Origin of the sequence: Caballeronia terrestris (assembly GCF_001544515.1) — a bacterium.
In the GTDB taxonomy this organism is placed as follows: Bacteria; Pseudomonadota; Gammaproteobacteria; order Burkholderiales; family Burkholderiaceae; genus Caballeronia; species Caballeronia terrestris.
The window spans coordinates 1-2,273 of the sequence record NZ_FCOL02000282.1 but is presented as its reverse complement, the minus strand read 5'-3'; the positions used below and the strand labels follow the sequence as shown (position 1 = coordinate 2,273).

Genomic DNA, 2,273 nt, shown 5'->3' with positions numbered 1-2,273 from the left:
GCCCCGAACCAATACTACAACGCAAGAACTGCGACCATCGGCGCGCGCCTCGGCTATGAAACTGAGAGTGTCATCCTCGTCTTCCTGACCAAAGAATCGCTGGACCGGTTCCGCGAGAGCAAGAGCTGGACAGTCGGCGTTGACAGATCCGTCGCGCTCTTCAAGGTTGGCAAGAGCGGGCAATTCGACACTAACACGGCACGCCACGCCATTATGGGCTTCGTCGACACGAAGGAAGCGCTGATGTTCGACCTGTCGCTGGTGGGAACGTATTTCTCGAAAGCGCCGGTGTAATCGTGATACAGCGAGCCATGAATCTGCACCCGGATATAACGCGCTCGGTACTCGTATGCTCGAACGCTAGCACGCGCGTTGCACGCAATTCAATCATTATCGAAGGAGGATAATCATGACGCTCAAGGGACAAGTGCACAACGCAGAATGGAGCGTCACCTGCACTACGGGCCAGACGCCGCAAGGCGTCGTATGCTCGATCGGCGTCGAGCAGCACAACGTGGAAGGTGGGCGTTTCATGCACCGGTTCAAACTCGCGCGCACGTTCGACAACGAACGCGATGCCGTTCTGGCCGGGTTGCGCGAAGGAATTACGTGGATTCGGCTCAAAGCCGCAAAGACGATCAATGTCTAGACATTCTTGGCTCGTAGCTGATGAATGAATCGGCAGCGTAATGGATGAGGGGCGCGCCAACAGTCTGTCGGTTCTTGGATGGCTCAGTTTCGACGGCGCGAGGTTTGTGGCTAGCGAACTATGGCAGATCGACCTGGGTAGCCGTTCCTCCCGCGCTAGCGATCGGTGGGGCGCTGGTATGCGCATGGTCGGCAGCGCTGAGGAATGCCGCTGTGGCGTTCATCTCAGGCAGTGCGATCTCACTGGAGTGATTTTGACGGTGATCGACGCGATGTGGTCGAACTCAATGCTGACTTCGTGACGGATGACTGAATGAACACACTGAATGTACCGCGCGCGAGTGTCGAGACGCCGGGTGCAATTGAGCAAGCGCGTGAGCGAATCCCTACCAAGGGTTCGCCACAGAGCGACAATGCGCTGTTTGTTGAGATCGAGGATACGCTCAAGCGGGACCCGCGAATTGTTTCCAAGTCGACTACTGCGAATGTCCATGACGGTCGCGTGACGCTGGGCGGGACCGTCCAAAGCTATTCGGAAAAGCTGGCCGTCTGCGAGGCCGTGCGGCGCATGCCGGGCGTTGCTTCCATCGACAACTGTCTGGTCGTGGAACTGCCATTTGCCACGCGAAGCACGGACGCGAAAGTCGCAGCGGACGCTCGGGCGGCGCTGAAGTGGGAGGCGTGCCTTCCCGATGATGCGATCCAGGTTCTGGTCGAGCACGGCTGTGTCACGTTATCGGGCGAAGTGCCATGGTCGTTTCAAAGGAGGCTAGCTGAGCGCGCAATCGTGCCGTTGATGGGCATCACTGGAATAGTGAATGCATTGCGGGTAAGTGACCGACAGATTCGAATGGAGGTGATCGCTGGTATTCACGCGGCACTCCGCCAAGCAGCCGACATCGAAGCCGATAGTATCGAAGTCGTGGTCGCTGAGTCGGCGGTAACACTGCGAGGAACAGTATCATCGGCGGCTGCAAAAAAATTCGCCTCCGATGCGGTTCGCTCGCTTGACGGCGTGCATAATGTACGCGACGAAATCCGCGTGAGCGAGGAAACTGCCGGGCGGACGGATAAACATCGGTAGCAGTTTCACAGCGAAGGGTGCGGCGATCGGCGGACGCTTTCGGGCAATCCGAGAGACCGACGCTCACGAGCCTTCCATTTGTCAATAGTTTGTGATGAGTTCCTTACCTGAAACCTCAGCGGACATCCTCGAAGTTCGACCACCCGGTGGTTTGACGAGCGATGAGGCGCAGCGTCGGCTGGAAGTCTTCGGCCTAAACGGCACGCGAGACACCACGACTCCTCCATGGCGTCGTGCGCTAGAGAAATGCTGGGCACCGGTTTCCGTGGATGCTGGAAGCGGCGATCGTGCTGCAACTGATTCTCGGCGAATATGTTGAAGCAGCAGTGATTGCGGCGCTGCTGACATTTAACGCGGCCTTGGGCTTCTTTCAGGAGAACCGGGCACCGGCAACGCTGGAAGCACTGAAGTCGCGCCTCGCACTGGTCACCCCGGTTCGGCGTGACGGTGCGTGGAAGACGGTGCCGGTCGCCCAACTGGTGCCGGGCGATATCGTGAAGCTTTCGCTCGGCTGCATTGTGGGCGCCGATGTGTGCCTGCC

The 2,273-nt window shown here is 58.6% G+C and carries 5 protein-coding genes; all 5 read left to right on the top strand.

Annotated elements, in window-relative coordinates; translation table 11 throughout:
- The coding region (locus AWB67_RS36540) for a YSC84-related protein (RefSeq protein ID WP_268808165.1) at positions 1-294 on the top strand (294 nt) is incomplete at its 5' end.
- 115 nt (positions 295-409) lie between these two features.
- On the top strand, positions 410-649 hold the full coding sequence (locus tag AWB67_RS36535) for a hypothetical protein (protein WP_087660703.1): 240 nt from the start codon (positions 410-412) through the stop codon (positions 647-649).
- 312 nt (positions 650-961) lie between these two features.
- On the top strand, positions 962-1,732 hold the full coding sequence (locus tag AWB67_RS36525; RefSeq protein ID WP_087660701.1) for a BON domain-containing protein: 771 nt from the start codon (positions 962-964) through the stop codon (positions 1,730-1,732).
- Between the two features lie 94 nt (positions 1,733-1,826).
- On the top strand, positions 1,827-2,051 hold the full coding sequence (locus AWB67_RS42700) for a cation-transporting P-type ATPase (protein WP_235007933.1): 225 nt from the start codon (positions 1,827-1,829) through the stop codon (positions 2,049-2,051).
- A partial coding sequence (locus AWB67_RS42695; protein ID WP_445344254.1) for a P-type ATPase actuator domain-containing protein occupies positions 2,002-2,273 on the top strand: 272 nt, incomplete at its 3' end. The genes AWB67_RS42700 and AWB67_RS42695, both read left to right, overlap by 50 nt.